The sequence below is a fragment of the Caulobacter sp. GW821-FHT10C03 genome, assembly GCF_059415485.1.
The window spans coordinates 369513-396505 of record NZ_JBWKNI010000001.1 but is presented as its reverse complement, the minus strand read 5'-3'; the positions used below and the strand labels follow the sequence as shown (position 1 = coordinate 396505).

At 66.8% G+C, this 26993-nt stretch carries 40 protein-coding genes and 1 pseudogene; 5 read left to right on the top strand and 36 right to left on the bottom strand.

The window, feature by feature from the left end:
• Nucleotides 1-2: 2 nt before the first annotated feature.
• The 8 genes from AC07NG_RS01845 to AC07NG_RS01810 all read right to left on the bottom strand — a co-directional run bounded on the left by AC07NG_RS01845 (nt 3) and on the right by AC07NG_RS01810 (nt 7265).
• On the bottom strand, nt 3-1304 hold the full coding sequence (locus AC07NG_RS01845) for a replication-associated recombination protein A (RefSeq protein WP_494591782.1): 1302 nt from the start codon (nt 1302-1304) through the stop codon (nt 3-5).
• A gap of 69 nt (nt 1305-1373) precedes the next feature.
• Nucleotides 1374-2804: a Do family serine endopeptidase gene (locus AC07NG_RS01840; RefSeq protein ID WP_487289627.1), complete on the bottom strand. Its 1431-nt coding sequence runs from the start codon at nt 2802-2804 to the stop codon at nt 1374-1376.
• A 101-nt stretch (nt 2805-2905) separates the two neighbouring features.
• Nucleotides 2906-4171, bottom strand: coding sequence for a TCR/Tet family MFS transporter (locus AC07NG_RS01835; protein WP_494591780.1), 1266 nt, complete (start codon nt 4169-4171; stop codon nt 2906-2908).
• A 166-nt stretch (nt 4172-4337) separates the two neighbouring features.
• Nucleotides 4338-4811: an SRPBCC domain-containing protein gene (locus AC07NG_RS01830; protein ID WP_494591778.1), complete on the bottom strand. Its 474-nt coding sequence runs from the start codon at nt 4809-4811 to the stop codon at nt 4338-4340.
• Complete coding sequence (locus tag AC07NG_RS01825) at nt 4808-5128, bottom strand: ArsR/SmtB family transcription factor (protein WP_494591776.1); 321 nt, start codon at nt 5126-5128, stop codon at nt 4808-4810. The genes AC07NG_RS01830 and AC07NG_RS01825 overlap by 4 nt, the downstream gene beginning before the upstream one ends.
• A complete protein-coding gene (locus AC07NG_RS01820; protein ID WP_494591774.1) occupies nt 5125-5466 on the bottom strand; it encodes an MmcQ/YjbR family DNA-binding protein in 342 nt (113 codons plus the stop codon). Before AC07NG_RS01820 ends, AC07NG_RS01825 begins: the two co-directional genes overlap by 4 nt.
• Nucleotides 5463-5906: a VOC family protein gene (locus AC07NG_RS01815; RefSeq protein ID WP_494591772.1), complete on the bottom strand. Its 444-nt coding sequence runs from the start codon at nt 5904-5906 to the stop codon at nt 5463-5465. Before AC07NG_RS01815 ends, AC07NG_RS01820 begins: the two co-directional genes overlap by 4 nt.
• A gap of 99 nt (nt 5907-6005) precedes the next feature.
• Nucleotides 6006-7265 carry an alkaline phosphatase family protein gene (locus AC07NG_RS01810; RefSeq protein WP_494591770.1) on the bottom strand — a complete coding sequence of 420 codons (1260 nt, stop codon included), beginning with the start codon at nt 7263-7265 and terminating at the stop codon, nt 6006-6008.
• Between the two features lie 161 nt (nt 7266-7426).
• On the opposite strand from AC07NG_RS01810, the gene AC07NG_RS01805 reads away from it, so the two are divergent.
• The 4 genes and pseudogenes from AC07NG_RS01805 to AC07NG_RS01790 form a co-directional block, all read left to right on the top strand.
• Nucleotides 7427-8329, top strand: coding sequence for an ABC transporter ATP-binding protein (locus AC07NG_RS01805; protein WP_494591768.1), 903 nt, complete (start codon nt 7427-7429; stop codon nt 8327-8329).
• Nucleotides 8319-9125 carry a DUF2705 family protein gene (locus tag AC07NG_RS01800; protein ID WP_494591766.1) on the top strand — a complete coding sequence of 269 codons (807 nt, stop codon included), beginning with the start codon at nt 8319-8321 and terminating at the stop codon, nt 9123-9125. The genes AC07NG_RS01805 and AC07NG_RS01800 overlap by 11 nt, the downstream gene beginning before the upstream one ends.
• The gene (locus AC07NG_RS01795; RefSeq protein WP_494591764.1) at nt 9122-9769 is read left to right on the top strand and encodes a hypothetical protein; all 648 of its coding nucleotides are present in this window, start codon (nt 9122-9124) and stop codon (nt 9767-9769) included. The genes AC07NG_RS01800 and AC07NG_RS01795 overlap by 4 nt, the downstream gene beginning before the upstream one ends.
• Nucleotides 9770-9817: 48 nt before the next feature.
• Nucleotides 9818-9925: pseudogene (locus AC07NG_RS01790) on the top strand (hypothetical protein); the annotation flags it as partial.
• 94 nt (nt 9926-10019) lie between these two features.
• Here the strand turns inward: AC07NG_RS01790 and rplQ are convergent.
• The 27 genes from rplQ to rpsJ all read right to left on the bottom strand — a co-directional run bounded on the left by rplQ (nt 10020) and on the right by rpsJ (nt 24491).
• Nucleotides 10020-10433, bottom strand: coding sequence for a 50S ribosomal protein L17 (gene rplQ, locus AC07NG_RS01785; RefSeq protein ID WP_110119927.1), 414 nt, complete (start codon nt 10431-10433; stop codon nt 10020-10022).
• Nucleotides 10434-10624: 191 nt separating this feature from the next.
• The gene (locus tag AC07NG_RS01780) at nt 10625-11641 is read right to left on the bottom strand and encodes a DNA-directed RNA polymerase subunit alpha (protein WP_101715822.1); all 1017 of its coding nucleotides are present in this window, start codon (nt 11639-11641) and stop codon (nt 10625-10627) included.
• Nucleotides 11642-11714: 73 nt separating this feature from the next.
• Nucleotides 11715-12104 carry a 30S ribosomal protein S11 gene (gene rpsK, locus AC07NG_RS01775; protein ID WP_058348453.1) on the bottom strand — a complete coding sequence of 130 codons (390 nt, stop codon included), beginning with the start codon at nt 12102-12104 and terminating at the stop codon, nt 11715-11717.
• A 13-nt stretch (nt 12105-12117) separates the two neighbouring features.
• Complete coding sequence (rpsM, locus tag AC07NG_RS01770; RefSeq protein ID WP_110119926.1) at nt 12118-12486, bottom strand: 30S ribosomal protein S13; 369 nt, start codon at nt 12484-12486, stop codon at nt 12118-12120.
• Nucleotides 12487-12658: 172 nt separating this feature from the next.
• On the bottom strand, nt 12659-13228 hold the full coding sequence (locus tag AC07NG_RS01765) for an adenylate kinase (protein ID WP_492857439.1): 570 nt from the start codon (nt 13226-13228) through the stop codon (nt 12659-12661).
• Nucleotides 13229-13348: 120 nt separating this feature from the next.
• Entirely contained in the window at nt 13349-14704 is a 1356-nt protein-coding gene (gene secY / locus AC07NG_RS01760; RefSeq protein WP_487289611.1) for a preprotein translocase subunit SecY, read from the bottom strand.
• 283 nt (nt 14705-14987) lie between these two features.
• The gene (gene rplO, locus AC07NG_RS01755; protein WP_494591760.1) at nt 14988-15473 is read right to left on the bottom strand and encodes a 50S ribosomal protein L15; all 486 of its coding nucleotides are present in this window, start codon (nt 15471-15473) and stop codon (nt 14988-14990) included.
• Between the two features lie 151 nt (nt 15474-15624).
• On the bottom strand, nt 15625-15810 hold the full coding sequence (rpmD, locus tag AC07NG_RS01750; protein WP_099579521.1) for a 50S ribosomal protein L30: 186 nt from the start codon (nt 15808-15810) through the stop codon (nt 15625-15627).
• Nucleotides 15811-15813: 3 nt separating this feature from the next.
• On the bottom strand, nt 15814-16419 hold the full coding sequence (rpsE, locus tag AC07NG_RS01745) for a 30S ribosomal protein S5 (RefSeq protein WP_110119922.1): 606 nt from the start codon (nt 16417-16419) through the stop codon (nt 15814-15816).
• Between the two features lie 10 nt (nt 16420-16429).
• The gene (gene rplR, locus AC07NG_RS01740; protein WP_487289608.1) at nt 16430-16780 is read right to left on the bottom strand and encodes a 50S ribosomal protein L18; all 351 of its coding nucleotides are present in this window, start codon (nt 16778-16780) and stop codon (nt 16430-16432) included.
• A 3-nt stretch (nt 16781-16783) separates the two neighbouring features.
• Entirely contained in the window at nt 16784-17317 is a 534-nt protein-coding gene (gene rplF, locus AC07NG_RS01735; RefSeq protein WP_110119920.1) for a 50S ribosomal protein L6, read from the bottom strand.
• A gap of 18 nt (nt 17318-17335) precedes the next feature.
• Nucleotides 17336-17734 (bottom strand): 30S ribosomal protein S8, encoded by a 399-nt coding sequence (rpsH, locus tag AC07NG_RS01730; RefSeq protein WP_110119919.1) that lies wholly within the window; start codon nt 17732-17734, stop codon nt 17336-17338.
• Between the two features lie 10 nt (nt 17735-17744).
• Nucleotides 17745-18050 carry a 30S ribosomal protein S14 gene (gene rpsN, locus AC07NG_RS01725; RefSeq protein ID WP_110119918.1) on the bottom strand — a complete coding sequence of 102 codons (306 nt, stop codon included), beginning with the start codon at nt 18048-18050 and terminating at the stop codon, nt 17745-17747.
• Between the two features lie 22 nt (nt 18051-18072).
• Nucleotides 18073-18630, bottom strand: a complete 558-nt coding sequence (rplE, locus tag AC07NG_RS01720; protein WP_487289607.1) for a 50S ribosomal protein L5 — start codon at nt 18628-18630, stop codon at nt 18073-18075.
• The gene (rplX, locus tag AC07NG_RS01715; protein WP_110119916.1) at nt 18623-18937 is read right to left on the bottom strand and encodes a 50S ribosomal protein L24; all 315 of its coding nucleotides are present in this window, start codon (nt 18935-18937) and stop codon (nt 18623-18625) included. Before rplX ends, rplE begins: the two co-directional genes overlap by 8 nt.
• Entirely contained in the window at nt 18937-19305 is a 369-nt protein-coding gene (gene rplN / locus AC07NG_RS01710; protein WP_058348440.1) for a 50S ribosomal protein L14, read from the bottom strand. Before rplN ends, rplX begins: the two co-directional genes overlap by 1 nt.
• Nucleotides 19306-19324: 19 nt before the next feature.
• Nucleotides 19325-19564 carry a 30S ribosomal protein S17 gene (gene rpsQ, locus AC07NG_RS01705; protein ID WP_101715813.1) on the bottom strand — a complete coding sequence of 80 codons (240 nt, stop codon included), beginning with the start codon at nt 19562-19564 and terminating at the stop codon, nt 19325-19327.
• A gap of 10 nt (nt 19565-19574) precedes the next feature.
• A complete protein-coding gene (gene rpmC / locus AC07NG_RS01700; RefSeq protein WP_110119915.1) occupies nt 19575-19766 on the bottom strand; it encodes a 50S ribosomal protein L29 in 192 nt (63 codons plus the stop codon).
• 5 nt (nt 19767-19771) lie between these two features.
• Nucleotides 19772-20203, bottom strand: coding sequence for a 50S ribosomal protein L16 (gene rplP, locus AC07NG_RS01695; RefSeq protein ID WP_109455088.1), 432 nt, complete (start codon nt 20201-20203; stop codon nt 19772-19774).
• 12 nt (nt 20204-20215) lie between these two features.
• Nucleotides 20216-20965, bottom strand: coding sequence for a 30S ribosomal protein S3 (rpsC, locus tag AC07NG_RS01690; protein WP_110119914.1), 750 nt, complete (start codon nt 20963-20965; stop codon nt 20216-20218).
• A complete protein-coding gene (gene rplV / locus AC07NG_RS01685) occupies nt 20965-21345 on the bottom strand; it encodes a 50S ribosomal protein L22 (RefSeq protein WP_058348435.1) in 381 nt (126 codons plus the stop codon). The genes rpsC and rplV overlap by 1 nt, the downstream gene beginning before the upstream one ends.
• A gap of 2 nt (nt 21346-21347) precedes the next feature.
• On the bottom strand, nt 21348-21626 hold the full coding sequence (rpsS, locus tag AC07NG_RS01680) for a 30S ribosomal protein S19 (protein ID WP_012285669.1): 279 nt from the start codon (nt 21624-21626) through the stop codon (nt 21348-21350).
• A gap of 3 nt (nt 21627-21629) precedes the next feature.
• Nucleotides 21630-22466, bottom strand: coding sequence for a 50S ribosomal protein L2 (gene rplB / locus AC07NG_RS01675; RefSeq protein WP_110119913.1), 837 nt, complete (start codon nt 22464-22466; stop codon nt 21630-21632).
• 3 nt (nt 22467-22469) lie between these two features.
• On the bottom strand, nt 22470-22766 hold the full coding sequence (locus AC07NG_RS01670; protein ID WP_110119912.1) for a 50S ribosomal protein L23: 297 nt from the start codon (nt 22764-22766) through the stop codon (nt 22470-22472).
• The gene (gene rplD, locus AC07NG_RS01665; protein ID WP_110119911.1) at nt 22766-23404 is read right to left on the bottom strand and encodes a 50S ribosomal protein L4; all 639 of its coding nucleotides are present in this window, start codon (nt 23402-23404) and stop codon (nt 22766-22768) included. The genes AC07NG_RS01670 and rplD overlap by 1 nt, the downstream gene beginning before the upstream one ends.
• Nucleotides 23404-24168 (bottom strand): 50S ribosomal protein L3, encoded by a 765-nt coding sequence (gene rplC, locus AC07NG_RS01660; protein ID WP_110119910.1) that lies wholly within the window; start codon nt 24166-24168, stop codon nt 23404-23406. The genes rplD and rplC overlap by 1 nt, the downstream gene beginning before the upstream one ends.
• A gap of 14 nt (nt 24169-24182) precedes the next feature.
• Nucleotides 24183-24491 (bottom strand): 30S ribosomal protein S10, encoded by a 309-nt coding sequence (gene rpsJ / locus AC07NG_RS01655; RefSeq protein WP_004616952.1) that lies wholly within the window; start codon nt 24489-24491, stop codon nt 24183-24185.
• A gap of 616 nt (nt 24492-25107) precedes the next feature.
• On the opposite strand from rpsJ, the gene AC07NG_RS01650 reads away from it, so the two are divergent.
• Nucleotides 25108-25863 (top strand): outer membrane protein, encoded by a 756-nt coding sequence (locus AC07NG_RS01650; protein WP_494591747.1) that lies wholly within the window; start codon nt 25108-25110, stop codon nt 25861-25863.
• Nucleotides 25864-26058: 195 nt separating this feature from the next.
• Here AC07NG_RS01650 and AC07NG_RS01645 read toward each other — a convergent pair whose 3' ends face one another.
• The gene (locus AC07NG_RS01645) at nt 26059-26901 is read right to left on the bottom strand and encodes a GIN domain-containing protein (protein WP_487289601.1); all 843 of its coding nucleotides are present in this window, start codon (nt 26899-26901) and stop codon (nt 26059-26061) included.
• Nucleotides 26902-26993 lie beyond the last annotated feature (92 nt).

The window sequence follows — 26993 nt, the reverse complement described above, 5'->3', positions numbered from 1 at the left end:
CGTCACTTACCGCCTCGGCGCAGTTGGCTCCAGTGGTCGAGGCGGTCCTTGACCTTGGCCTCGGCGCCGATCGGCTTCGGCTCATAGAACTTCGGGCGGGCCATGCCGTCGGGGAAGTAGTTCTGGCCCGAGACGCCGCCCTCGACGTCGTGGTCGTAGGCGTAGCCGTCGCCATAGCCGAGGGTCTTCATCAGCTTGGTGGGGGCGTTGAGGATGTGGGAGGGCGGCATGAGGCTGCCGGTCTCCTTGGCCGCGCGACGGGCGGCCTTGTAGGCGTTGTAGACGGCGTTGGACTTGGGCGCGCTGGCCATATGGACCACGGCCTGGGCCAGGGCGAGCTCGCCTTCCGGCGAACCCAGGAAGTCGTAGGCGTCTTTCGCCGCGGTAGTCAGAAGCAGGCTGAGCGGATCGGCCGCGCCGATGTCTTCCGAGGCCATGCGCACCAGGCGGCGGGCGATGAACAGCGGGTCTTCCCCGCCCTCCAGCATCCGCGCCAGCCAATAGAGGGCCGCGTCCGGATCGGAGCCGCGCACCGACTTATGCAGGGCGGAGATCAGGTTGTAGTGCTCTTCCCGATCCTTGTCGTAGGCCGGACGGCGCTTCTGAAGGAGTTGGCCCAGCTGGGTCGGATTGAGCGGCGTGTCCGTGCCGATCGACAGCAGGGTCTCGGTCAGAGTCAGCAGGTAGCGGCCGTCGCCGTCGGCCATGGCGATCAGCACCTGGCGAGCCTCGGCGTCGACCGGCAGCTTGCGGTTCTCGGCGGCTTCGGCCTTGGCGAGCAGGCTTTCCAGCGCCGTCTCGTCCAGGCGCTTGAGCACGAACACCTGGGCCCGCGACAGCAGAGCGCCGTTGAGTTCGAACGAGGGGTTTTCGGTCGTCGCGCCAACCAGGGTGACGATCCCCTCCTCCACGAACGGCAGGAAACCGTCCTGCTGGGCGCGGTTGAAGCGGTGGATCTCGTCGACGAACAACAGGGTGGACTGGCCGGCCTGGCGGCGCATGCGGGCCTGCTCGAAGGCCTTCTTCAGGTCGGCGACGCCGGAGAAGACGGCCGAGATCTGCATGAACTCGTAGCCGCCGGCCTTGGCCAGCAGGCGGGCGATGGTGGTCTTGCCGGTGCCGGGCGGGCCCCAGAGGATCATCGAGGCCAGGCGATGAGCCGCCGCCATCCGGCCGATCGGGCCGACGGGGCCGAGCAGGTGCTCCTGGCCCACCACCTCTTCGAGGCTCTGGGGACGCAGGCGGTCGGCCAGCGGCGCGGGCGCGTGGGGCGCGATGCCGGCGGCTTGGAAGAGATCGGACATGGGAAGAGGTTTAGGAGGTTCCGCGGTCAGCGGAAACCCTCTCCCCGAAGGGAGAGGGTCGCGGCCGGATCAGGTGCGGAAACGGGCCGAGATGCGCTGGCCGCCCCGCTCGATGACGACGGTCCAGGTGGCCGTCTCGTTGCGGATCGCGGCGGCCAGGTCGGCGGTGGTGTTGACAGCCTTGCCGTTGACCTCGCGCACGAAGTCGCCGGGACGCAGGCCGGCGTTCAACGCGAAGCCCTGGCCGACCTTGGTGACCAGCACGCCCTTGCCGGAAAAGGCGTCGGCGCCGACGTCCTGGGCGGCGGCCGGCGACAGGTTCATCACCGTCGCGCCCTCGAAGGGGTTGCGGCCCGTCAGGGTGCGCTCGTCCTTGGCCGGGATTTCGGGCGCGGCCTCGGCGCGGACGGTCAGGGTCTGCTCGCGGTCGCCCCGGCGGACGACCACCGGCACGCGGTCGCCGATCTTGTGGGTGCCGATGGCGAAGGCGCCGCCGCCCTCGTCGTTCACCGGCTGGCCGTCGATCGACAGGATGACGTCGCCTTCCTTGACGCCGCCCTTGTCGGCCGAGGCGCCGGGATAGACGTCGGAGATCAGCACGCCGCGCGGGGTGGACATGCCCAGGCCCTTGGCGATCTCACCGGTGACCGGCTGGCCGCGCACGCCCAGCCACGGCCGCACGACGCTGTGAGCGCCGCCGAGCGCGGTCGAGACCACCTGGCGCACCACGGCGGCCGGGATGGCGAAGCCGACGCCGCTGGACGAGCCCGAACGCGAGATGATGAAGGTGTTCACCCCGATCAGGTCGCCGTCCATGTCGACCAGCGGACCGCCCGAATTGCCCGGATTGATGGCCGCGTCGGTCTGGATGTAGCTGCCGAACTCGGCCGCGCCGACGTCGGTGCGGGCCAGGGCCGAGACGATGCCGTTGGTGACGGTCTGGCCGACGCCGAACGGGTTGCCCATGGCCAAAACGAGGTCGCCGACCTCGAGCTGCTCTTGGTCGTCGATGGCGATGGTGGGCAGGCGCTCGCCCTTGGTGTCGATCTTCAGGACGGCCAGGTCCGAACGCGGGTCGTCGAGCAGCACCGTGGCGGGGAACTCGCGCCGGTCGGCGAGCTGCACGGTGATGTCGCTCATGTTCTCGATGTTGTGGTGATTGGTGATGATCACCCCGTCGGCGCGAACGATGGCCCCCGAGCCGAGCGAGCCCTGCACCTGCGAGCGGGGCGCGCCGCCACGACCGCCCATGAAGAAGTCCCAGAACGGATCGGCCTGCTGGCGCACGACGCGGCGGCTGGCGACGTTGACGATGGCCGGGGCCGTCTTCTTCACCACCGGGGCGAAGGAGGCCTTCATCGACACCGGATCAGTCGGCGACTTGCGGGTCGGCTGGGCGAGGTCGGGGATGGACTGGGCCTGGCTGCGCGAGGCCGGATCCGAGCAGGCGGCCAGCAGGGCCAGGGTCGGGATCAGGACGCGAAGGGCGGGCTTGGACAAGTCGGTGACTCCGTCAGTCTTCAGGACGCGACCGCTCGAAAGGCGAGCGGACGCGTTTGTTCATCCCTAAACAGCGAAGGTTTCGGGCGCATTCAAGGCCTTCAGCGCGCGGGATCAAGGCCGGGTTCCCCGACCGCCAGCGGACGGGCGCGGCGCGTGCGCAGGATCACGGCCAGGCCGCCCAGGGCCAGCAGGCCGGCGATGACCAGCGGCAGACCCGGCAGGTGCAGGGTCTGCTCGTGGCGCACGGCGAAGGCCAGGGTCAGGCCGTAGAGCACCGGCCCGACGATGGCGGTCAGGCCCATGATGGCCGAGTTGGCGCCCTGCAGCTGGCCCTGCTCGCTGGGGCCGACGCGCTTGGTCATCATGCCCATCAGTCCGGGCTGGATCAGGGCCGAGAAGGCGCTGACGGCCAGGCCCGAGGCGAAGATCCAGCCGGTCGGGGCGAAGGCGAAGATCCCGAACGAGACGACGAAGCAGACCAGGCCCGCGATCACCGCCCCGCGCTCCTTCAGGCGATCGACGATCGGCCCGATCAGCACCGCCTGGACGATGACGCCCAGCACGCCCGACAGCATCATCAGCAGGCCGATCTGGGCGGTGTCCCAGCCGTAGCGGTAGCCGGTGTAGAGCACGAAGATGCTGGGATAGGCGTTGTGGGCCAGCTGCATCAGGAAGCTGACCACGCCCAGGCGCGGCAGGTCTGGGTGCGACCCCAGGAGCTTCAGCGAGCCGACGGGATTGGCCGTGGTCCAGTCGAAGCGGGCCACGCGGCGCTCGGGCGGCAGGGATTCGGGCAGCACCAGCAGGCCGTACAGCCAGTTCAGCAGCGCCATGCCGGCCGCCACCCAGAACGGCAGGTGCAGGTCGATCTTGCCCAGCAGCCCGCCGAGCGCCGGGCCGACGATGAAGCCCGCGCTCCAGGCCGCGCCGATCAGGCCAAAGGCCTTGGCCCGGCCCTTCTCGGGCGTGACGTCGGCGATATAGGCGCCGGCCGCCGAGAAGCTGGCCGCCGTGGCCCCGTGGATGATCCGGCCGAGGAACAGCCACCACAGGGTCGGGGCCAGGGCCATGAAGATGTAGTCGATCCCCAGTCCGAAGATCGAGATCAGGATCACCGGCCGGCGGCCGAAACGGTCGGACAGCATGCCCAGGATCGGCGAGCAGACGAACTGCATCACGCCCCAGACCATGCCGAAGGCGGCGGTCCACTGGGCGGCGTCGTCGGTGCGGCCGCCGGCCATGGACTTCACCAGGCTGGGCAGCACCGGGATCATCAGTCCCAGCGACAGCACGTCCATCAGGGCGGTGATGAAGATGAAGCCCAAGGCCGCCTTGCGGACCTTATGGGCGGTGGGTTCGGACATGGGACCTCCCGAGGAGCGGGATCTTTGACCGCGTGGTGGATAGTCGGCAAGGGCTGAAGCCCCGGTCTTCTCTCCGTAAAATCCCCGCGAAAGCGGGGACCCAGGTGTTTTGTCGTCGAGCGCCACGCGTTTCAGAAAAGCCTGGGTCCCCGCTTTCGCAGGGATTTTACGGGTGGATATGCCCAGCCAACCCCTCCAGCAGCCCCGTCCACCACTGGCCGTGACGCAGCAGGAACAGCTGATCCGGAAAGCCATGGCGGGCCACGTGCTCGGCGGGCACGGTCTCCCAGCCGCGGTGCTCGACAGTGACGCGGGTCTCGGCGCCAACGGGTTCGAAGCGGACCTCGACCTCGGTGTCCATGCCAGGGGCGAAGGCCGCCTGGCGCCAGCCGAACACCAGCCGCTCGCCCGGCGTCCAGACGCGGACACGGCCGATCTCGAAGGCCTTGCCCGAGGCCAGGCGTTCGACCAGGCGCGCGCCCTCCCCTTCGCCCTCGAAGGCCAGCACGCCGGGCGAGCGCGGGGGGAATGAGAACAGCGGATTGGGCCGCCACCAGGCGCCGATCTCGCCGACGAAGGCGTCGAACACCCGGGCGGGCGCGGCCTTGATGCGCAGGGCCACGAGGATGCGGGCGCTCACCCTTCCGTCTCCAGGTGAGCCTTCAGCGACAGCAACTGGTCGCTCCACAGCGCCTCGGCCGCGGCGGCCCAGGCCTTGAGCTCGGCCATGGGACCGGGCTTCAGGGCGTAGACCCTCACCCGGGCGTCGAACGGCGGGTGACTCTCCTCGACCAGCTGCGCCTGCCGCAGCGTGCGCAGGTGGCGGCTCATGGCCGGCGGCGACAGGCCCAGGGCGTCGGCCAGCTCGCCCGCCCGGCGCGGACCGTCGGCCAGCAGCTCGACCGTGCGGCGGCGGTGCGGGTCGGCCAGGGCCGCCAGGGTGCGGTCGATGCTCACCGGGCCGCGTCCAGTTCGGCGACGAGGCGCTTGCCGGCCTTCAGCCGCCAGGCCTGCTCCAGGGCGCTCTTCAGGGTCGGCTCGTCGATTGCGTCGAGCACGACGTTGGTCGCCCCCTTCAGGCCCCAGCCGCCCTTGACCGGGACGAAGGCGGCGGGCTCGGCGGCGACCAGCATCGCCTGCAGGTCGGGCGTCAGCTGCACCATGCCATGGCGGGCGTCGGGGTAGCCGAGGGTGGCGAAGATCCGGCCGACGCGGAAATCGGTCGTGCCCATGTGCGCGCCCTCGACCACGCCCGGCAGGGCGAGCGCCAGCCGACGAAAGTCGTCCGGCGTCACGCCCAGCCCTGGATCTTCAGGCCGGTGGCGGCCTCGGCCTCCTCGCGGGTGACGGCCTGGACGGTCTGACCCACGGTCCAGATGTGGCCCTCGGGGTCGCGGCAGCGATAGGTGCGGTCGCCGTAGAACTGGGTTTCGGGCTCGGCGAGGATCTCGGCCCCGGCGGCGCGGGCGCGCTGGCAGTGGGCGTCAACGTCCTCGTCGATATGGATGTGCACCGTCTGGGTGTTCTTGCCGCCCAGCGAGGCGGGGCTGGCGTGGTCGGCGCTCCACTCGTTGCCGACCATCACGTGGGCCTCGCCGAACGTCATCTGCGAGTGGGCGAGATTGCCCTCGCCGTCCTCGATCAGCAAAACGAGCTCGAAGCCGAACGCGGCCTCCAGCCATTTGAGGGCGGCCTTGGGATCCTTGTAGCAGAGGGCCGAGGTCAGGCGGGCCATGCGCGCCTCCTATTGCGTTGAGACGCAATATTTAACGCATAACGCAATTATCTGAGCAAGAGAAAAGGGCGGGCCTTCCGACCCGCCCTTGCCTTTCGATCAGCGCAGCGCGGCCTTCACCGGGGCCAGTTCGCCGTCGACCTTTTCCGGCTTCACGCCGATCACCTTGGCCAGCAGCGGATAGACGTCGACATTGTCGAACACCGGCAGGGTCTTGCCCGACTTGAACGACGGGCCGCGGGCGATGAACACCGCCTGCATCAGCGGGTCGGCGTTGTCGTAGCCGTGGGCCCCGCCGTCGCGCATCTCGCCGCCCTCGCCCTCGCGCTTCTTCTGCGAGGCGGCGGTGGTGATGTACCAGCCGGTCTGGGCCGAGCAGACGATCGGGCCGATGCGGCGGTTGGTTCCGTAGTGCAGGCGGGCCGGGATCCTGGCCTTCTCCCAGCAGCTCATGTGCGCGTGCGGCTTGACCAGGGCGGTGGTCACCGCGGCCTCCTCGCCGGGCTTGGGGTAGATGCTGGCGATGGCGCCGAGGCCGACATAGCGCAGCTTGGCGAGGTCGACGCTGTCGTCCAACACCACGCGCTGGCTGGCCGGCAGCGGGGCCATGCCGTGGTCGGCGACGATGATCAGGTTCGTGCGGTCGTAGAGGCCGCGGGCCTTCAGTCCCTCGACCAGGCGGGCGATGGCGACATCGACGTCGGCCGAGGCCTTGCGGACCTCCGCCGAGTCCGGGCCGTACTTGTGGCCGGCGCTGTCGACGATGTCGAAATAGAGGGTGGCCAGGCCCAGCGGTGCGTCCTTGGTCTCGTCCAGCCAAGACAGCAGCGTGTCGACGCGGTCGTTGGAGAGCTTCTTCTGGTCGAACACCGCCCACTTGGTCGGCCGCACGCCGGCGATCTGCGCTTCAGAACCGGGCCAGAACATGGTGCCGGCGCGCACGCCCTGCTTCTCGGCCGTGGACCAGATCGGCGTGGCCATGCTCCACCAGCGGGTGTCGGTGACGGCGTCGTGGTTGGAGAGGGTGAAGGTGACGCCCGGGATCTCCGGGTCCTCCATGGTGTTGCTGACGATGCCGTTGTGGTCGGGGCGCATGCCGGTGACCAGGGCGTAGTGGTTGGGGAAGGTCAGCGACGGGAACGAGGGCCGCATGGCCGCCCGTACGCCGCCGTCGGCCAGGGCCTTCATGGCCGGGGTGTCGCCGCGGTCGAGATAGTCGGCCCGGAAGCCGTCGATCGAGACCAGGATGGTCAGGGCGGGCTTGGGCGGCGGCGCCTGCGCCGTCTGACGGGGCGCGGTGGCGCAGCCGGAAAGAACAACGATCGCCAGAAGTGCGGCGAAACGGGAAAGCACGGTCATGGCCAGGCCCTGAAGCGAAGACTTCCGCCCCTATAGAACAGCTTGGCGACAATTCGTATTGCTGGCGCCAAACAACTTGGCCGACCGGCGTTTCCGCGCCCATAGTCGCGCCAAGTTCATAAGGGAGAGTCGCCGATGCCGCCGAGCCGGGACCGCGCCGCATGAGTTTCGCGCTGGAGGCCGAGGGGCTGACCAAGACCTACGGCGCCGTACGGGCGCTGGACGACCTGACCTTGAAGATCCCCGCCGGCGGCGTGTTCGGCGTGCTGGGTCCCAACGGCGCGGGCAAGAGCACCCTGTTCCGCATCGCCATGGGCCTGGTGCGTCCGACCTCGGGCGTGGCCCGGCTGTCGGGCGCGCCTGCCGGCCACGCCTCGTCGCTGCGCCAGGTGGGCGCGATGATCGAGACGCCGCGCTATCCGCCCTACCTGACCGCCCGCGACGCCCTGAAGATGCTGGCCCTGCAGAGCGGCGCCGCCGACGCCGACATCGGCGGCTGGCTCAAGCGCGTGGGCCTGGCCGAAGCGGCCGACCGCAAGACCTCGACCTTCTCGGTGGGCATGAAGCAGCGGCTGGGCCTGGCGGCGGTGTTCTTCACCCGCCCCTCGCTGGCCATTCTCGACGAGCCGACCAGCGGCATGGACCCGGCCGGCATCCAGGAGATCCGCGAGTTGATCCGCCGCCTGGCCGCCGAGGAAGGCGCGACCATCATCCTGGCCAGCCACCAGCTGGACGAGGTGCGACGCGTCTGCGACCGGGTGGCGATCCTGTCGAAGGGCAAGCTGGTCGCCGAAGGTCCGGTCGAGACCCTGGCCGGCCGCAAGCCCGCCCTGCGCCTGGTCGCCAGCCCCGTGGCCCAGGTGCTGGAGGTGCTGGGCGACCAGGGCCGCGCCGACGGCCCCGACGCCGCTCTGGCCCAGATCGAGCGCGGCGAGGCCCCTGCCCTGATCCGCGCCCTGGTCGGCGCCGGCGTCGACATCCACGAGGCCCGCTGGCGCGAGGCCGACCTGGAAAGCGCCTATCTCGACATCCTGCAAGCCAAGGAGCCGGCCGATGCTCGTTGACGCCCTCGCCGCCGAGCGCTTCCGGCTTCTGAAGGACCGCGGCACGGTGTTCTGGGGCGTGCTGTTCGCGCCCATCGCCGGCCTGGTGCTGACCATCGGCGGCGAGCTGTTCGCCCGCCGGCTGATGAAGGGCGCGCCGCCCATTCCTGTCGACCTGGTGGGACGGATGGTCAAGGCCCTGGCTGGCGGCGCCTCGCCGGTCATGGGGCTGTTCGTGCTGATCCTGTCGGCCGCCGTGCTGGCCGGCGACTATCGCTGGGAGACCTGGCGACTGCTGACCCCGCGCAACGGCCGGGTGAACCTGCTGCTGGCCAAGCTGGCGACGGCGGCGATCGCGGTGGCGGTCAGCCTGGCGCTCTACGCCCTGGCGGCGGCCCTGGGCGGACTGTTCAGCGCGGCGACCAGCGGCGGGGCCTTCGTGGCCTATCGCGGCGAGGCGCTGACGGACCTGGCCGGAACCTTCGCGATCAGCTGGCTGCAGCTGGTCGTGCTGGTCGCCCTGGCGGCCCTGGTGGGCGTGGCCACCCGCTCGACCATGGGCGCGCTGATCGTCGGCCTGGTGTTCGCCGCCGCCCAGTCGATGGTCGCTGCCTGGATGCACGAGCCGAGCCTGAAGGCCCTGCTGCTGCCGGCCTTCTCGGGCGACCTGCTGAAGACGGCGCTGCTGCAGGACCGCAGCGTGGTCGACGAGCCCCTGCCCTGGGCCAAGGCCCTGGCCTTCCTGCTGGCCTGGGCGGTCGGCCTGTCGGCGGCGGCGCTGGCGCTGTTCCAGCGGCAGGACCTGACGCGCGAATGAGGGCGGCTCTCATTGTCCTGACCGTGGCGGCCCTGGCCGGCTGCGCGAGCGCGCCGTCGCGCGAGCCGGACTTCGTCCTGTCCGAAGCTCAGCAGAAGCTAGCCTTCGCAGGCGCCGTCTTTCGGGCGATGGCGAAGGAAGAGGCGATGGGCTTCGAAGTGCAGCCCGCCCCCACGCCGAGCGCCTGGCGCCCGGCCCCCTGCCGCCTCACCTCGATCACCAATGTCGCGCTCTGCCGCGAGACCAGCCGGCTCTATCGTGACTGGCGGACCGCCGACGTCCGCTATGTTCGCGGGGCCGGCAATTCGGGCTGGGCGTTGTTCAACGGGACCTACGAGACCGTCGCCGGCCGCTATCGCCTAGCCTCCGACGCCCAGGGCGAACACGTGAGCCTGTGCTGGGAGCGCGACGCCCTGACCTGCGAGACGGTGCTTGGACCGCGCATCGACCAGTACGGCGGCAACGACCGCTATGTCGTCATCGCCCGTCGCGACCTGCCCGACGAGACGCCGCGGTTCTACTATGTGGAGGCGGCCAAGGACGGCCCGGGAACGGTGCACGGCCCGCTGACCGCCAGCGCCTTCACGCGCGAGAAGCTGACCCTGGCCCTGCCGGAGTTCGATGGGATCATCGTCAGCCGGTGAGCGGCCCCGGGCTTCGGACGCCCCCTCTCCCATAGGGAGAGGGCCGGGGTGAGGGGTTACGGCGCCTGACGGAGCGCCGGCACGCCGTCAAACCTCGTAACCCCTCACCCTCCCATCGCTTCGCGACGGGCCCCTCCCTCTCCCTCTGGGAGAGGTTTTTGTAGAGCCCCCTCCCCCGGGGCTCCAGACAGCAAAAAGGCCCCGGATCGCTCCGGGGCCTTTTCGTTTCAGCCTATGAGGCCGAGATCTCTTAGTCTTCGGCTTCGTTGACGTAGACCGGACCCGAGTCCTTGCCCTTTTCCGAGACGTCGCGATCGACGAACTCGATGACGGCCATCGGGGCGTTGTCGCCGTAGCGGAAGCCGGCCTTCAGGACGCGGATGTAGCCGCCTTGACGGTCCTTGTAGCGCGGACCGAGCACGGCGAAGAGCTTGCCGACTTGTTCGACGTCGCGAACCGAGCTGATGGCTTGACGACGAGCGTGCAGGTCGCCGCGTTTGGCCAGGGTGACCAGCTTTTCGACGATCGGACGCAGTTCCTTGGCCTTCGGCAGGGTGGTGACGATTTGCTCGTGCTTGATCAGCGAAGCCGACATGTTGGCGAACATGGCGGTGCGGTGAGCCGAGGTGCGGCCGAGTTTGCGGTGGGCGTAACCGTGACGCATTGGGTATCTCCTGGGCTCTTGGCCCGAGCGGCGCGTAAGAAGCGCCTGTTGTCACCAGTCCCAGCTCGCATCCCGGCCGGGTCAGAACGAAGCGCCGGGGCCCTCTGCCGCGGGTGCGGCTTCAAAAGGCCCAGGCCGCCCTTCGGCCTCGATGAGGACGAAGAGCGGCCCGGATTCAGCGCGATAGTCTCTTAGATCTGGTCGTCGAACTTCTTGGCCAGGTCTTCGATGTTTTCCGGCGGCCAGTTCGGCACGTCCATGCCGAGGTGCAGACCCATGCCGGCGAGAACTTCCTTGATCTCGTTCAGCGACTTGCGGCCGAAGTTCGGGGTGCGGAGCATCTCGGCTTCGGTCTTCTGGATCAGGTCGCCGATGTAGACGATGTTGTCGTTCTTCAGGCAGTTGGCCGAACGGACCGACAGTTCCAGCTCGTCGACCTTCTTGAGCAGAGCCGGGTTGAACGGCAGCTCGGGCTTCGACTCGTCCGCGGCCTTGGCCTTGGGCTCTTCGAAGGTGATGAAGATCTGCAGTTGGTCCTGCAGGATGCGGGCGGCGTAGGCCACGGCGTCCACCGGAGTGACGGCGCCGTTGGTCTCGACTTCCAGGGTCAGCTTGTCACGGTCCAGGCGCTGGCCTTCGCGGGTCGGCTCGACCTTGTAGGCCACGCGCTTCACCGGCGAGTACAGGGCGTCGACGGCGATCAGGCCGATCGGCGCGTCTTCCGGACGGTTCTGATCGGCCGGGACGTAGCCCTTGCCGGTGTTGACCGTGAATTCCATGCGCACCGAGCCGCCCTCGTCCAGCGTGCAGAGCACGTGGTCGGGGTTGAGGATCTCGATGTCGGCCGGGGTTTCGATCTGGCCAGCGGTGACCGGACCGGCGCCCGAGGCGCGCAGGGTCATGCGCTTGGGGCCCTCGGCGTGCATGCGCACGGCGAGTTGCTTGATGTTCAGAACGATGTCGACGACGTCTTCACGAACGCCCTCGAGCGAGGAGAACTCGTGCACCACGCCATCGATCTGGATGGCGGTGACGGCGGCGCCTTGCAGCGACGAGAGAAGAACGCGACGCAGGGCGTTGCCGAGCGTCACACCGAAACCGCGCTCGAGCGGTTCGGCGACGATGCGGGCCTTGCGGCTGGCGTCGGCGCCGGTTTCGATCTGCGGCTTCTCAGGACGGATCAGCTCGTTCCAGTTTCTTTCGATCACGTGGTGTCCCTTGAACGCGACTCGCCGGCCGCGTTTGACGCAGCCGGCGAAGGAGAATTGGATCTAAAAAATACTAGACGCGACGACGCTTGGGCGGACGGCAGCCGTTGTGCGGGATCGGCGTGACGTCGCGGATCGTCGTGATGGTCATGCCGACGGCCTGCAGAGCGCGCAGAGCCGACTCACGACCCGAACCCGGACCCGAGACGTTCACTTCCAGGGTCTTCACGCCGTGTTCCGCAGCCTTCTTGCCCGCGTCTTCGGCGGCCATCTGAGCGGCGTACGGGGTCGACTTGCGCGAGCCCTTGAAGCCCATCATGCCGGCGCTCGACCAGGAGATGGTGTTCCCCTGGGCGTCGGTGATGGTGATCATGGTGTTGTTGAACGAGGCGTTCACGTGCGCCACGCCCGAGGTGATGTTTTTGCGTTCGCGCTTTTTAACGCGACCCGGTTCCTTGGCCATCGGTCAGGCTACCTTACTTCTTCTTGCCGGCGATCGGCTTGGCCGGACCCTTGCGGGTGCGGGCGTTCGTGTGGGTGCGCTGGCCGCGGACCGGCAGGCCCTTACGGTGACGCAGGCCGCGGTAGCAGGCCAGGTCCATCAGACGCTTGATGTTCATCGAGTTTTCGCGACGGAGGTCGCCTTCCACGGTGAACTCACGGTCGATCGTCTCGCGGATCTGCAGGACTTCCGCGTCGGTCAATTGATTGACGCGACGGGCGTCCTCGATGCCCACTTTCGTGACGATGTCACGAGCGGACTTCGGGCCGATGCCGTGAATGTACTGAAGCGCGATGACAACGCGCTTGTTCGTCGGGATGTTGACGCCTGCGATACGGGCCACGTCTAATGTTCTCCTAGTCACGCACCAAAGACGCGAACGGCGCGCTCGGCCCGATCCGAAGACCCAGACCGACGCGCACAGATCGCGCCCTTTCGCGGAAGCGCCCCGTTATAGGGATAGTTGCGCATCCGTCAATGGCGGAATCCGTTCAGGGAACGGATTCCGTTAAAAGTCACGCCACGACCGAAAGGGCCGCGTCGATCGCTCCGGCGACCGCTTCCACGGTCCCCATGCCGTCGACCGCCACCAGCTTGTTCTGCGCACGATAGTACGGCAGCAGCGGCGCGGTGTCGGCGTTGTAGCGGGCCAGACGGTTCACGAAGGTTTCGGGGTTGTCGTCAGACCGCCCCTGCTCCGCGTATCGCTTGGTGATCCGCTCGATCAAGGCTGGCTCGTCTACTTCGAGTCGCACGACGGAGTCGATCTTCTGGCCACGCTTGGCCAGCATCACGTCCAGAGCCTCGGCCTGAGCGACCGTGCGCGGGAAGCCGTCGAAGATCGCGCCGCCGGCGGCCTCGGCCTCGGGCAGGCGCTCTTCGATCAGAGCGATGACGATTTCGTCGGTGACCAGGTCGCCGCGGTCCAGCACGTCCTTGACCTTCAGGCCGAGCTCGGAGCCCGAGGCGATGGCGGCGCGCAGCATGTCGCCGGTCGAAAGCTGGACCATGCCGCGCTGTTCGACCAATCGCTTGGCCTGGGTGCCCTTGCCCGCCCCGGGAGGGCCAAACAGGATCAAGTTCATATAAGCCCCTTTACGCGTTTCCCAGGGTCTGACGCCCTCTCTTGGTCAGACCTAGAATGCGTACAAAGAAAACGGAAGCCGGATTGTCACAATCCGGCTTCCGACGGTTTCACACCTGCGTCAGCGACCGCGGCCGCCCCGCAGCTTCGACTTCTTGATCAGGCCCTCGTACTGGTGCGCCAGCAGGTGGGACTGGATCTGGGCGACGGTGTCCATGGTCACCGTCACGACGATCAGGATCGAGGTGCCGCCGAGGGCGAAGTTCTTGTTGCCAAGAGCGCCCATCAGGATCTCGGGGAACAGGCAGACGGCCGTGATGTAGGCCGCGCCGATCACCGTCAGGCGGGTCAGCACATAGTCGAGATATTCGGCGGTGCGCTTGCCCGGACGGATGCCCGGCAGGAAGCCGCCGTACTTGCGCAGGTTCTCGGCCGTCTCGTCCGGATTGAACACCACCGAGGTGTAGAAGAACGAGAAGAAGATGATCAGGCCCGCGTAGCAGAGCATGAACAGCGGCTGGCCGTGCTGCATGGCGCCGACCACGGACGGCAGCCACTGGCCCCAGCTGGGCAGGTTGGCCGGGTTCAGGAACTGCATGGCGGTCGTCGGCAGCAGCAGCAAGCTGGAGGCGAAGATCGGCGGGATGACGCCCGCGGTGTTGATCTTCAGCGGCAGGAAGGAGCTGTCGCCCCCGACCATGCGGTTGCCCTGCTGGCGCTTGGGATAGTGCACGAGCAGGCGGCGCTGCGAGCGCTCCATGAACACGATGGCGAAGATCACCGCCACGGCGAGCACGAAGATCACCAGGAGCGGGAAGTAGTTGCCGGTGTTCTGGGCGGTCACGAACAGCTGGCCAAGGCCGCGCGGCAGGGCCGCGACGATGCCGGCGAAGATGATCAAGCTGACGCCGTTACCCACGCCGCGGCTGGTGATCTGCTCGCCCAGCCACATCAGGAACAGGGTGCCGCCGGTCAGCGAGACCACGGTCGACAGGACGAAGAACCAGCCCGGCAGGTCGGAATAGACCAGGTTCGGCTGGCTCTGCAGGCCGACGGCGATCGAGAACGACTGCACCAAGGCCAGGATCACCGCCAGGTAGCGGGTGTACTGGTTGAGGGTCTTGCGGCCGGCTTCGCCGCCTTCCTTCTTCAGCTTCTCCCACGGCGGATACACCGAGCCCATCAGCTGCACGATGATCGAGGCGCTGATGTAGGGCATCACGTTCAGCGAGAAGATCGCCATCCGCTCGACGGCGCCGCCCGAGAACATGTTGAACATGCCCAGGATGCCCTTCGACTGGCCCGCGAAGGCGCTGGCGAAGGCGTCCGGATTGATGCCCGGGATCGGCACGTAGGTGCCCAGGCGGTAGACCACCAGGGCGATGAGCGTAAACCAGATGCGCTTGTGAAGTTCGGTGGCCTTCTGGAAGGACCCGAAGTTCATATTGGCTGCGAGCTGTTCGGCGGCCGAGGCCATTCAATTCCCCACGACGAGAACGCGACCGGCCGTCTTCAGCGACGGACGCGGAGCGCGCTCCAAGTATTGGACGGGGCCTGGCCGAAGCGCCGGAGGAATCGCCGGTCGCTGGGCGTAGGCCCCAGTGCGGAGCCACACATAGGTGAGGCTCGCCGTGATGTCACGGCGAGCCTCGAAAGAACGTCATCCCGATGGGGCTTTATGGCGGACTGGTGCGCGAACGCCCCTCCCCGCCTGGGCTCCCGCGCGGTCCGACAAGACCGCCCGGGATGACACTGTGGTCTTAGGCTTCGGCTTGCGCCTTGGCCTTCTTGGTCACGGTGACCGAACCACCGGCCGCTTCCACGGCCTTGATGGCGGCGTCGGTGGCCGAGTAGACGGTCAGCTTCAGAGCGGTCTTGATCTCGCCCTTGCCCAGCAGCTTCACGCCGTCGAGTTCGCGACGGATGACGCCGGCGGCGATCAGGGCGGCCGCGTCCAGCTCGGTGCCGGCCTTCAGCTTGCCGGCTTCGACGGCTTGTTCCAGGCGCCACAGGTTCACTTCAGCGAACTCGAGACGGAAGGGGTTGTTGAAGCCGCGCTTCGGCATACGCATGTGCAGCGGCATTTGACCGCCTTCGAAGCCGTTGATGGCGACGCCCGAGCGCGCCTTCTGGCCCTTCACACCGCGACCGCCGGTCTTGCCCTTGCCCGAACCCGGGCCGCGGCCGACGCGCATGCGGCCCTTGGTGGAGCCGGGGGCCGGAGCCAGATCGTTCAGCTTGGTCATATGTGCCTCTCCTTGGAGATCTGCGCCCGGCCGCCTGGCCGGACTCGGCGTTGAAATTCTTGGCGAAACCCCATCCGAGAAGACGGAGCTTCAAACGAAAGCCACCCCGGTTTTCACCGGGGTGGCGATCTTGGGTCGTCGTGTAACAGACTTACTCGACGATTTCCAGCAGGTGCGCGACCTTACGGATCATGCCGCGGACCGACGGGGTGTCTTCCAGCGTGGACGTGCGGCCCAGCTTGTTGAGACCCAGACCGGCGAGCGTGGCGCGCTGGTCCTTTTCGCGACGGATCGGGCTGCCGGTTTGGCGGACCGTGACTTGCTTAGCTTCAGCCATGACTTAGCCCTCGATAGCGTCCGGAGCCGAAGCTCCGTCGGCGCGGCGGCCGAGGATGTCGCCGACCTTCTTGCCGCGCTTGGCGGCGATCTGGCGGGGCGACGATTGAACCTTCAGGGCCTCGAACGTGGCGCGAACCATGTTGTACGGGTTCGAGGAACCCGTCGACTTGGCCACGACGTCCTGGACGCCCAGGGTTTCGAGAACCGCGCGCATCGGACCACCGGCGATGACGCCCGTGCCCGGAGGGGCAGCGCGCATCATGACCTTGCCAGCGCCCCAACGGCCAGCGCCGTCGTGGTGCAGGGTGCGCGACTCGCGGAGCGGGACGCGGATCATGGTCTTCTTGGCTTCTTCGGTCGCCTTGCGGATGGCTTCCGGCACTTCACGCGCCTTGCCATGACCGAAGCCGACGCGGCCCTTTTGGTCGCCAACGACCATCAGAGCGGCGAAGCTGAAGCGACGGCCGCCCTTAACGGTGGCGGCGACGCGGTTGATGTGGACGAGCTTTTCGACGATGTCGCTGTCGACCCGCTCTTCGGGGGCGTTGCGGTCGCGACGGTCACGGCGTTGACCGCCTTCACCGCGCTGTTGGTCACCACGAGCCATTGTGTTTCCCTTAGAAGTTCAGGCCGGCTTCGCGCGCGGCGTCGGCCAGGGCTTTCACCCGTCCGTGGAAGATGTAGCCGCCACGATCGAAGACGACGTCCTTGACGCCCTTTTCGATCGCGCGCTCGGCGACGAGCTTGCCGACGGCGGCGGCCGCGTCCTTGTCCGCGCCCTTGCTGTCGGCTTCCAGAGTGGAAGCCGACGCCAGGGTCACGCCGCGTTCATCATCGATGACCTGGGCGTAGATGTTCTTGGACGAACGGAAGACCGACAAGCGCGGACGGCCATTGGCCAGCGACTTGAGACGGGTGCGGTTGCGCTGAGCGCGACGCACGGCGGATTCGCGAGGTGAGAGCGCCATGGCTTACTTCTTCTTGCCTTCCTTGCGGCGAACCTTCTCGCCAGCATAACGCACGCCCTTGCCCTTGTAGGGCTCCGGCGGACGAATGCGGCGGATCTTCGCGGCAATCTCGCCGACCGCCTGCTTGTCAGAGCCGGCGATCTTGATTTCGGTTTGCTTCGGCACGGCGAACGTGATGCCGGCCGGGGCCGGGACGTCCACATCGTGGCTGAAACCGAGCTGGAGGCTCAGGGCGGTGCCCTTCATGGCCGCGCGGTAACCGACGCCGACCAGCTCGAGGGTTTCCTCGAAGCCGGCGGTGACGCCGTGCACCATGTTGGCCACCAGGGTGCGGGACAGGCCCCACATCGCCTTGGCGCGCTTGGTATCGTCGCGAGGAGTCAGCGAGAGCTCGGAGCCCTCTTGCTTGATCTCGATCTCGTCGGCGATGGTCCACGACGACTGACCCTTGGGGCCCTTCACCGTGACCGTCTGGCCTTCGAGCGTCAGGGTGACGCCCGAGGGGATTGCGACGGCTTTCTTACCGATACGTGACATGCTCTTTCCCTCCCGCGCCTAGTAGACGCGGCAGAGGACTTCGCCGCCGACGTTAGCGTCGCGAGCAGCGGTGTCCGACATGACGCCCTTCGGCGTCGAAAGGATCGAGATGCCCAGGCCGTTCTTGATCGGCTTGAGGTCCTTGATCGACGAATAGACGCGACGGCCAGGCTTGGACACGCGGCTGATCTCGGCGATCACGGGCTCACCGTCGAAGTACTTGAGCTCGATCTCGAATTCGGGGAACGCACCGGGCTTCTCGACGAGCGAGTAGCCGCGGATGTAGCCTTCGTCGGCCAGCACGTCGAGGACGCGGGCGCGCAGCTTGGAAGCCGGCGTCGAGACCTTGGAGCGCTTGCGCGTGGCGGCGTTCTTGATGCGAGCGATCAGGTCGCTCAGGGGGTCGTTCATCGACATATGATCGTCCTCACCAGCTCGACTTGACGAGACCGGGGATCAGGCCCTGCGAGCCCAGCTCGCGGAGCGCAACCCGGCTCATCTTCAGCTTGCGGTAATAGGCGCGCGGGCGGCCCGTGACTTCGCAGCGGTTGCGGATGCGAACCGGCGACGACGAACGGGGCAGCTTCGCGAGCTTCAGGCGAGCTTCGAAGCGTTCTTCGAGCGGCAGGGTCTCGTCGTTGGCGATCGCCTTCAGCGCGGCGCGCTTGTCGGCGAGTTGCTTGACGAGAGCCTTGACGGCTTCGTTGCGGTTGACGGCGCTTTTCTTGGCCATGTGCTTTTCCCTTCCCGCTCTCTTAGTTGACGAACGGGAACTGGAATTCCTTCAGGAGAGCCTTGGCTTCCTGGTCGGACTTCGCAGTGGTGCAGACGATGATGTCCATGCCCCAGATCTGTTCGATCTGGTCATAGTTGATTTCCGGGAACACCAGGTGCTCCTTCAGGCCCATGGCGTAGTTGCCACGGCCGTCGAAGCTCTTGCCGTTCAGGCCGCGGAAGTCCTTCACGCGCGGCAGCGCGATCGTGACCAGGCGGTCCAGGAATTCGAACATCCGGTCCTTGCGGAGGGTCACCTTGGCGCCGACCACCATGCCTTCGCGCAGCTTGAAGCCGGCGATGGACTTGCGGGCCTTCGTGGCGACCGGCTTCTGACCGGCGATCGCCGTCAGATCCTTGATGGCCGTCTGGACCTTCTTGGAGTCAGCCACCGCCTCGCCGACGCCCATGTTCAGGACGATCTTGTCCAGCTTGGGGATCTGCATCTCGTTGGTGTAGCCGAACTGCTCCTTCATCGCGGCGCGGATGCGCTCGCGATAAACGGTCTTCAGCCGGGGCTCGTAAGCTTGATCAGCCATTGATCACCTCGCCGGTCGTCTTGGCGACGCGCACCTTCTTGTCGCCTTCGATCTTGAAGCCGACGCGGGTGGGCTTGCCGTTGGAATCCACGATGGCGACGTTCGAGACGTGCAGCGCGGCTTCCTTGTGCTTGATGCCGCCCTGGGGGTCGGCTTGGGTCGGCTTGGTGTGGCGGGCGACCATGTTCACGCCCTCCACGACAACCCGGTTTTCCTTCGGCAGGACCTGGGACACAGCGCCTTGCTTGCCCTTGTCCTTGCCGGCCAGAACGACGACGCGGTCGCCCTTCTTGATCTTAGCAGCCATTACAGCACCTCCGGCGCGAGGGAGATGATCTTCATGTGGTTCTTGGCGCGCAGTTCGCGGGGAACCGGGCCGAAGATCCGCGTGCCGACCGGCTCGCTCTGCTTGTTGACGATGACGGCCGCGTTCTTGTCGAAGCGGATCATCGAACCGTCTTTGCGCTTCAGGCCTTGGTTCACGCGAACCACGACGGCGCGCAGAACGTCACCCTTCTTCACGCGACCGCGCGGGATGGCTTCCTTCACGGAGACGACGATGACGTCGCCAACGCTGGCGTAGCGACGGCCTGCGCCGCCCAACACCTTGATGCACATGACCCGGCGAGCGCCAGAGTTGTCGGCGACGTCCAGGTTAGTTTGCATCTGGATCATGGTTTAGACCTTCCAGATATTAAGCCGAAGCCTTGGGAAGCACTTCCCAGGTCTTCAGCTTGGACTTCGGAGCGCACTCGACGATGCGAATGGTTTCGCCCGTCTTGTACACATTGGCTTCGTCGTGCGCGTGGTACTTCTTAGAGCGGCGCACGATCTTCTTCAGAAGGGGGTGGACGATGGTGCGTTCCACCTTCACCACCACGGTCTTGTCACCCTTGTCGGAGACGACGACCCCTTCGAGGATACGCTTGGGCATATCGTTCTCCTTAAGCCGCGGCCTTGGCGCGCAGCACGGTCTTGATCCGCGCGATATCCTTGCGGATTTCGTTGACGCGGTGGGTCTTCTCGACCTGGCCCGTCGCACCTTGGAAGCGCAGGTTGAACTGCTCCTTCTTCAGGGTCAGCAGGGTTTCGGCGAGCTGATCGGGGGTCATGCCCCGGATGTCGGCGATCTTCATGAGCCTCAAGCCTCCACGGCCACGCCCGCGTCGAGGCGGGTGACCACACGAGTGCGGATCGGCAGCTTCGCCGCGCCGAGGCGCAGCGCTTCACGCGCGACATCGTCCGGCACGCCGTCGATTTCGAACATGATGCGGCCGGGGGCCACGCGAGCGGCCCAGTAGTCGACGGCGCCCTTGCCCTTACCCATCCGGACTTCAGCGGGCTTGCCGGTGACCGGCACGTCCGGGAAGATGCGGATCCAGACACGGCCTTGACGCTTCATCTGGCGGGTGATGGCCCGACGAGCAGCTTCGATCTGGCGAGCCGTGATGCGCTCCGGCTCAACGGCCTTAAGGCCGTAGGAGCCGAAGTTCAGCAGGGTGCCGCCCTTCGAAGCGCCGTGGATACGGCCCTTGAACTGCTTGCGGAACTTGGTTTTCTTCGGTGACAGCATAGCGCTCTATCCTTAGTCCCGATTGCGACGGCCGCGGTCGCCGCGGTCCGAGCGATCGCCGCGCTCACGTCCGCCGCCTTCGCCGGCCGGGCCGGATTCAGAAGCGAGACGCTTGTCCAGCGCCATCGGGTCATGCTCCAGCACTTCGCCTTTGAAGATCCAGGTCTTCACGCCGATGATGCCGTAGGTGGTCTTGGCTTCCGCGAAACCGTAGTCGATGTCGGCGCGCAGCGTGTGCAGCGGCACGCGACCTTCGCGGTACCATTCCATGCGGGCGATTTCCGCGCCGCCGAGGCGGCCCGAAACGTTGATCCGGATGCCCTTGGCGCCGAGGCGCACGGCCGACTGGATCGAACGCTTCATGGCGCGACGGAAGGCGATCCGGCGCTCGAGCTGCTGAGCGATCGACTCGGCGACCAGCTGAGCGTCGGTTTCCGGCTTGCGGATCTCGACGATGTTCAGGTGGACGTCGCCTTCGGTCATCACCGAGAGGTCCTTGCGGAGCTTCTCGATGTCAGCGCCCTTCTTGCCGATGATGACGCCCGGACGGGCGGCATAGATCGTGACGCGGCACTTCTTGTGCGGACGCTCGATGATGATCCGCGAAACGCCGGCTTGATACAGGCGCTTCTTCAGCATCGTGCGGACCGCGAGGTCCTGGTGCAGCAGCTTGCCGTACTGGGCGCCGTCGGAGAACCAACGGCTGTCCCAGGTGCGGTTCACGCCGAGCCGCAGCCCGACCGGATTGACTTTCTGACCCATCAGGCGGCCTCACCCAGTTCGCGGACCACGATGGTGATCTCGGAGAACGGCTTTTCAACGCGCGTGGCCCGACCGCGAGCACGCGGCGAGAAACGCTTCATCACCAGGTTCTTGCCCACATAGGCCTCGGACACGACCAGCGAGTCGATGTCGAGGTTGTGGTTGTTCTCGGCGTTGGAGATCGCCGAGTACAGCGCCTTGCGGACGTCCTGGGCGATGCGCTTGTGGCTGAATTCGAGCTCGTTCAGAGCGCGCTGGACGTTCAGGCCACGGATGGACTGAGCGACCAGGTTCAGCTTGCGGGCGCTGGTGCGCAGGGTGCGCACCTTGGCCATCGCCTCAACGCCTTCAAGGCGGCGAGCTTGCTTTTGCTTGGCCATGATTACTTCCTCTTGGCCTTCTTGTCGGCGGCGTGGCCGGGGAAGTTACGGGTGGGAGCGAACTCACCGAACTTCATGCCGACCATGTCTTCCGACACGGAGACCGGGACGTGCTTTTGGCCGTTGTGGACGCCGAACACCAGGCCGACGAACTGCGGCATGATGGTCGAACGACGCGACCAGGTCTTGATGACGTCCTTGCGGCCCGACGCGAGAGCGGCGTCGGCCTTCTTCAGGAGGTACCCGTCGACAAACGGGCCTTTCCAGACGGAGCGGGTCATGGCTTAGCGGCCCTTCTTCGCTTTGTGGCGCGAACGGATGATGAACTTGTCCGTGGCCTTGTTGACGCGGGTCTTGGCGCCCTTGGTCGGCTTACCAGCCGGGGTCACCGGGTGGCGGCCGCCCGAGGTGCGGCCTTCACCACCACCGTGGGGGTGGTCGACCGGGTTCATGGCGACGCCGCGGACGTGCGGGCGACGACCCATGTGACGAACACGACCGGCCTTGCCGAGGTTTTCGTTCATGTGGTCGGGGTTGGAGACCGCGCCGACGGTGGCCATGCAGGTGTCGAGGACCATGCGCAGCTCGCCCGAGTTCAGGCGGATCTGGGCGTAGCCGGCGTCACGACCGACCAGCTGGGCGTAGGCGCCAGCCGAACGGGCGATCTGACCGCCCTTGGCGGGCTTCAGCTCGACGTTGTGGATGATCGTGCCGATCGGCAGCGTGCGCAGCGGCGAAGCGTTGCCCGGCTTCACGTCGACCTTGTCGGCGGTGACGACTTCGTCGCCGGCCTTGAGGCGTTGCGGGGCCAGGATGTAGCTCAGCTCGCCGTCCTGATACTTGATCAGGGCGATGAAGGCGGTGCGGTTCGGGTCGTACTCGAGACGAACGACCGTGGCCACGCCTTGCTTGCGACGCTTGAAGTCCACCAGACGGTAGAGGCGCTTGGCGCCGCCGCCGCGGAAGCGGACGGCGATGCGGCCGTTGCCGCCACGACCGCCGGACTTCGAGAGGCCCTCAACGAGCTTCTTTTCCGGACGGCCCTTGTGGAGCTCGCTGCGGTCGATCAGCACCAGGCCGCGCTGGCCGGGGCTGGTCGGGTTAAAGTGCTTCAAGGCCATGTCTTAGAGCCCCGTCGTGATGTCGATCGACTGGCCTTCGGCCAGGGTCACGATCGCTTTCTTGACGTCGGAACGGCGTCCGACGATGCCGCGGAAGCGCTTGGTCTTGCCCTTGGTGACCAGGGTGTTGACCTTGGTGACCTTGACTTTGAACAGCTCTTCGACAGCGGCGGCGATTTCGTCCTTCGTCGCGTCGGCGGCCACCTTGAAGACAACCTTGTTCAGCTCGCTGAGCAGGGTCGACTTTTCGGTGATCACCGGCGACAGGATCGTGTCGTAGTGGCGAGCGGTGGCGGCCATTAGGCGGCTTCCTTCTCAGCGAAACGGGCCGAGATCGCTTCGACCGCGTCCTTGGTCAGGACGAGGGTTTGGCGACGCAGCACGTCGTAGACGTTCAGGCCGGCGTTCGGCAGCACGTCCACGTTCGGAATGTTGCGGGCGGCGAGCTTGAAGTTCGCGTCCACTTCCGGACCGGCGATGACCAGGGCGTTCTTCAGGCCGATCTTGTCGAAGGTGGCGCGCAGAGCGGCCGTCTTCGCTTCGGTCAGAACCACGCTGTCCAGCACGACCAGCGAGCCGGCCTTGGCCTTCGACGACAGGGCGTGACGCAGAGCCAGAGCCCGGATCTTCTTGGGAAGATCGAAGGCGTGGCTGCGGACGACAGGGCCGTGGGCCTTGGCGCCGCCGACGAATTGAGCCGCACGGCGCGAACCGTGACGAGCGCCGCCGGTGCCCTTCTGCTTGTACATCTTCTTGCTCGTACGAGAGACCTCGTTACGAACCTGAATCTTGTGGTTGCCCGAGCGGCGCTTGGCCAGCTGCCAGGTCACGACGCGCTGCAGGATGTCGCCGCGGATGTCTTCGATGCCGAAGATGGCGTCGTCGAGATCCACGGAGCCGGCCTTGCCGCCGTCAAGTTTGATGACGTCGAGTTTCATTAGCCTTCGCCCTCTTCGGTCGTCGCCGCGGGGGCCTCTTCAGCGGGGGTTTCAGCAGCCGGAGCGGCTTCACCAGCCTTACGGAAGGCGCCCGGACGCGGCAGATCGGCCGGAGCGGCCTTCTTCACGGCGTCGCGGATCTTCACGTAGCTGCCTTCATGGCCGGGGACGGCGCCCTTGACCAGGATCAGGCCGCGCTCGACGTCCACCTTCCAGACGGTGACGTTGAGGGTGGTGACGGTTTCTTGACCGAGGTGACCAGCCATCTTCTTGCCCGGGAACGTACGGCCCGGATCCTGGCGGTTACCGGTCGAACCGTGCGAACGGTGCGAGACCGAGACACCGTGGGTGGCGCGGAGACCACCGAAGTTCCAGCGCTTCATGGCGCCGGCGAAACCCTTACCGACGGTGACGCCCTGGATGTCGACCTTCTGGCCGGCGACGTAGTGGTCGGCGGTGAATTCCGCGCCCACTTCGATCAGAGCGGCTTCTTCGACGCGGAATTCGGCGACGATCCGCTTGGGCTCGACCGAGTTCTTGCCGAAGTGACCACGTTGGGCCTTCGAGGTGTTCTTGGGCTTGCGAGCACCGGCGCCGAGCTGCAGGGCGGTGTAACCGTCCTTCTCGACCGTGCGCTGAGCGATAACCTGGCAACCGTCGAGCGACAGGACGGTGACCGGCACGTGCTGGCCAACTTCGTCGAAGAAGCGGGTCATGCCGAGCTTCTTGGCGATCAGGCCGGTGCGGTTAGCGGGGAGAGTCATCAGTTCGGCCCTCCTTACAGCTTGATTTCGACGTCAACGCCGGCCGACAGGTCGAGCTTCATCAGCGCGTCCACGGTCTGCGGAGTCGGGTCAACGATGTCGAGAACGCGCTTGTGCGTACGGATCTCGAACTGCTCGCGCGACTTCTTGTCGACGTGCGGCGAGCGGTTGACGGTGAATTTTTCGATAAGCGTGGGCAGGGGGATGGGGCCCCGCACCGTCGCACCCGTGCGCTTGGCCGTGTTCACGATCTCGCGCGTGGAATGATCCAACACGCGGTGATCGAAGGCCTTGAGCCGGATGCGGATGTTCTGACGATCCATATCGCTCGGTTTCCTAGTGGGCTGCGCCCGCGTCTCGAACCATTTCAAAGACCAACCCGGACTCCTCTTTCGAGACGTCCGAACGCAGCGTCCGCAAAACAAATTGGCCCGCGCAGTCGCCTGCGAGGGCCGGTGATCCACAACCTCGCCGTCCTCCGAGGAGAACCCTCCTCTGGATGAGAAGGACGCTAGGGTACGGGTCGCTTGCGAACCGCGTTTGAGCCCTAGAGCTCACAGCCGGTCCAACAGAGGGGCGCTTTTACGTGCCTGAATCGGTTTCGTCAAGCGCCCCGGGCGGGGTTTCGGAAGGGTTTGATTAATACTTCCCTACCCCGCGCGAGCCCCCTTAATGGAGACGGCGAAAACAAGGCCTCAAAGAGCATTGTTCACCGCCCGCCGCTAGATGGACACAATCTTTATGCGCGACCCGCGCGTATAGGGACGGAATTCGTGCCTGCAAGTGTAGTATTTGCGCACCATCCGGCCTTCAACGGTCAGACGAAGCCTTGCGGCCGTCATCGAACCTTCATAGATCCGCCCCGCTCGCCGGACGGGAGGCCCTCCCCCAAAACGACCGCCCGCCGGCGAGCCCACATGAGTAAGGGGATTACCCACTATGAAGACCCAACTGTTCGCCGCCGCCGCCGTCCTGGCCGTGGCCGTTTCGGCTCCCGCCTTCGCCCAGAACATCGGTTCGGTCGGCGCCGCCGTGAACTACAACAACCTCGACACCAGCGTCGCCAACGCCGACGGCACCTCGGTGAAGATCGACGGCTCGGTCGCCGTCCCGACCGGTTCGTGGACCGTCACCCTGAACGGCGACGTCTCGATCTCGGACAACGACATCGCTGACGAAACCGTCGCCTCGGGCGCCGCTCACCTGACCACCACGGTCGGCGACGGCTGGCGCGTCGGCGGCTTCACCGCCCTGTCGCGTCCGCAGAACGACACCCTGTGGGCCGTCGGCGGCGAAGCCCAGAAGTACCTGGGCAACGTCACCCTGACGGGCCTGGTCGCCTACGGCCAGTCGAACGACCTGGACGCCGACCTGTGGACCGTCCGCGGCACGGCCAACTACTTCGTCTCGGACGACTTCCGTCTGGACGCCGGCCTCGGCTACGCCAAGATCGACTCCTCGATCGACGCCGACGCCTGGGACGTGAACCTGGGCGGCGAATACAAGTTCGCCAACTCGGGCTGGTCGACCTTCGGCAAGTACACCCACACCGAATCCGAAGACCTGGCCGACCTGAAGTCGGACGCGGTCAAGATCGGCGTGCGCTACACCTTCGGCGGCAGCCTGAAGGCCCGCAACGCCGCCGGCGCCGACCTGGCCCAAGCCAGCGACCTGTTCGGCTTCGGCGTCCGCTAAGCGGAAGCCCGGACCTTCCCTTTTCGGCGGGAAGGCTCCGACCGATCGTCCGCGGCGCGTGCCCACGCGCCTCAAGGGCCCCGCCCTCCCCCCTCCTCCCAAAGGCGGGACCCGACGGACAGCAAGACGCCCCGGAGCGAAAGCTCCGGGGCGTTCTTCTTTATATAGGGCTACGTGGGTGTGGAGCCGGTCGGCTCACTGGCCGATATAGATGTTGCCCGAGCCCATGGACGACTTCTTGACCGGGCCGTTGACCTTGGCGACGCGGACGTCGCCCGAGCCGGCCACCGACAGCGACACCTTGTCGGCCTCGCCGCCGAAATTGACGTCGCCCGAGCCCATGATGCTGACGTCGAGGTCGCGGGCCCGGCCTTGAGTGATCTTGACCCCGCCCGAGCCGGCGATGCTGACGTCGATGTCGCCGCCGCGGATCGCCGCGGCCTTCACGTCGCCCGAACCGGCGATCGCCACTTCCAGCTCGCGCACTTCCTGCAGGCTGATGTCGCCGGACCCGGCCAGGCTGATCTCGACGCGGTCGGCGTTGCCGGCCTTGGTGTCGCCCGATCCCGCCAGGCTGATCTCAAGCTTGCCCTTGGTGTTGGCCACCGTCCAATCGCCGCAACCGGCGTTGGCCAGCTCGACGCTGTCGCTGCGGCCGATGCTGCCGTAGACCGCGCCGGAAGCCCCGACCGAGACGTTCTGCGGCACGCGCACGACCACCTGCGGGATGTCGGCCCACTTCACGACGCCGAGGTTGCGCACCTTCACCGAGGCGGCGTCTCCCGAGCCGTTGCAGCTCTGGATGCGCTTGAGGTGCAGGTTCCCGTCGATGATCGTCTGGCCGCCGACGACGCGGACCTCCAGCGGCAGCGACGAATTGCGGGTCAAGAACTCGACCTTCACGTCGCTGCGGGCTTCGGGAATGACCACGACGCGGGCGACGGCGTCCTTGATCTTCACATTGGCTTCGGAGGCCGAAGCGGTTCCGGCCAGGGCCAGGACGGCCGCACCGGCGGCCAGGCTGAAGAGTGCGCGCATCTGTTTGTCCCCTCGGATGGCGTTGCGTTGAGGGAACGCTAGTCGGCGAGACCCGCCAGGACGACTTAAATCGAGGTCATGACGCGGTTGTC